This is a genomic window from Marinicrinis lubricantis, from assembly GCF_042658665.1.
GTDB lineage: Bacteria > Bacillota > Bacilli > Paenibacillales > KCTC-33676 > Marinicrinis > Marinicrinis lubricantis.
In genome coordinates this window covers 1-2,100 of record NZ_JBHSQV010000084.1, presented here as the reverse complement: position 1 = coordinate 2,100, position 2,100 = coordinate 1, and the positions used below count along the sequence as shown (strand labels likewise).

Below are 2,100 nucleotides of genomic sequence, written 5' to 3'. Positions count from 1 at the left end.
GGAGTTCACCTCATCTCATTTGGTATCGTTTGGTCACTTTACCTATTCGAGATTTGGGGAGGTACTCCTTTTTCCATGTCTTAAAAATTCAGCCGTACCAAGGCTTTTGAGTTATGAAATTGATTCACATTAAGCAGTAATGCTTCTGTTGTTTTAAGACAGGCGATTAATGAGTCTTTATCAAATGAAGTATTAATTTTCTTTGATTTAGATGGATCCAGAGTATTGGATAAACGTTATCTGCTTGAATTAAAAGAAAAAGAATCCGATGATCTTGAATTTTTACTGCAATCTGCAATAGATTCAGGAGTAAAATTGTATGGTTGTCAGATGAATGTGATGTTTAAACAGGGCTTGGATTGTATCGATAATGTGGAGCTTGCAGGGGTAGCTACATTTCTTGACCTAGCCTACGAAGCAGATGCTATTTTAAGTTATTGAGAGGTGAAAACGCATGGAAACCAAAAAAGTCATTGTGTTCGCTCTTCATGATGAATTGGAATCTGCTTATCCTCCTTTAAATATTTCAATTGGAGCCGCTTCATCGGGTGCTGATGTCGTATTAGCTTTTTCAAGAAAAGGGATCAATATGTTGGATCCAAGCTATATTCCAACTCCGTCAAAAGGAAAAGAATATCTTGCAAATGCTTTAGCGGAATTTCCAGTACCATCGATTCCGGAACTATTAGCTATAGCAACTGAATTAGGTGTTCGGTTTGTTGTTCCTGATATTGACTTAACAGAAATACAGACGTTATTAGACATTCCTTATGAAAAAGTACCATTAAAATGGCTCTTAAACGAAGCCGCAACAGCCGACTTATTTGTGCATTTCTGAAACATCAATTTCCCAAATGCGCCAAAGTTTTTCTTATTGATTTTATACCTTATAGGGTATATTATATGTGTATACCCCAATGGGTATTTGGACGAAAGGAGGATGAAAGTTGAGCTGGCTAGTTTTCACCATTTTAAGTGTAATGTTAATCATTTTTTATAAAAGAATTAAACCGGTCGAAGGTCTTAAATTTATAGATGCAGAAATCCTTTGCGAAATAAAGAAGAATCAAAATGTAAAGATACTCGATATCCGTGATCCAATGGACTTTGAAAAAAGTCATGTACCAGGAGCAATCAACATTTATGTCGGGAGGCTTCCTTACGTCAGTAAAAAAGAGTTTGATATTAATGATGTTATCATTATCGTATCTTCTTCTGAATATCACATCAAAAAAGCAGCACGAACCCTTATGAAATCTGGATTTTATAATTTTGCTGGCTCTTTATGGATTGAAAATGAAAAGCGGAATTGTGAAGAGGGCAGACAGCATGAACTTTGTTTTTAAATAATTTTTTTGCCATAACAGATACGTATACAAGTATAAGTATAAATCAAATGAATGAAGGGACGAAAATTCATGACACAAAATAAAGAAAAAACAACAATTGTACTTTTTAGCGGTGAGTTGGATAAAGCGATCGCTGCATTTATTATTGCAAACGGTGCGGCAGCATACGACCACGAGGTCACCATTTTCTTTACATTTTGGGGGCTAAATGCTCTGCGCAAAGATGAACAAGTACCTGTTAAGAAAGGTTTCTTAGAAAAAATGTTTGCGAAGATGATGCCTCGCGGCGCAAATAAACTTGGGCTTTCGAAGATGAATTTTGCCGGAATGGGACCGAAAATGATCAAGCATGTAATGAAGAAGCACAATGCTTTAAGCTTGCCTGAACTGATTGAAATGGCAAAAGAGCAAGGTGTAAAATTAGTAGCTTGCACCATGACAATGGATCTGCTTGGTCTGCAAAAGGAAGAACTGATCGATGGAATTGAGTATGCAGGGGTGGCTGCATATTTGGGTGACGCCACTGATGCAAAAGTGAATTTGTTTATTTAAAAAGTATTTTTACTATTAAGTAATACCCATACCAGTATGAAAATATTGAAATGTTGTTTTAATTTACGTTATTTGAATCAATTTCATAAATCTCATGCCTTGATATGACTGACTTTTTTAGACATAGAAAAAGGAGTACCTCCCCAAATCTCGAATAGGTTAAGCGACTAAACCAACCAATTGAGATGAGGTGAACTCC

Annotated in this window: 4 protein-coding genes; all 4 read left to right on the top strand. The window is 36.0% G+C overall.

Features of this window, described 5'->3' with window-relative positions:
- The first annotated feature begins 165 nt into the window (after window positions 1-165).
- The 4 genes from ACFPXP_RS08175 to ACFPXP_RS08160 all read left to right on the top strand — a co-directional run bounded on the left by ACFPXP_RS08175 (window position 166) and on the right by ACFPXP_RS08160 (window position 1,901).
- Window positions 166-441 (top strand): DsrE/DsrF/DrsH-like family protein, encoded by a 276-nt coding sequence (locus tag ACFPXP_RS08175; RefSeq protein WP_379893744.1) that lies wholly within the window; start codon window positions 166-168, stop codon window positions 439-441.
- A 13-nt stretch (window positions 442-454) separates the two neighbouring features.
- Entirely contained in the window at window positions 455-838 is a 384-nt protein-coding gene (locus ACFPXP_RS08170) for a peroxiredoxin family protein (RefSeq protein ID WP_379893743.1), read from the top strand.
- Window positions 839-947: 109 nt separating this feature from the next.
- Window positions 948-1,346 carry a rhodanese-like domain-containing protein gene (locus tag ACFPXP_RS08165; protein WP_379893742.1) on the top strand — a complete coding sequence of 133 codons (399 nt, stop codon included), beginning with the start codon at window positions 948-950 and terminating at the stop codon, window positions 1,344-1,346.
- 72 nt (window positions 1,347-1,418) lie between these two features.
- Window positions 1,419-1,901, top strand: a complete 483-nt coding sequence (locus ACFPXP_RS08160) for a DsrE/DsrF/DrsH-like family protein (RefSeq protein ID WP_379893741.1) — start codon at window positions 1,419-1,421, stop codon at window positions 1,899-1,901.
- Window positions 1,902-2,100 lie beyond the last annotated feature (199 nt).

Excerpts from the sequence above, each read along its gene's own strand:
- ACFPXP_RS08170 (WP_379893743.1), top strand. The coding sequence starts at position 455 with ATGGAAACCAAAAAAGTCATTGTGTTCGCTCTTCATGATGAATTGGAA.
- ACFPXP_RS08160 (WP_379893741.1), top strand. The coding sequence starts at position 1,419 with ATGACACAAAATAAAGAAAAAACAACAATTGTACTTTTTAGCGGTGAG.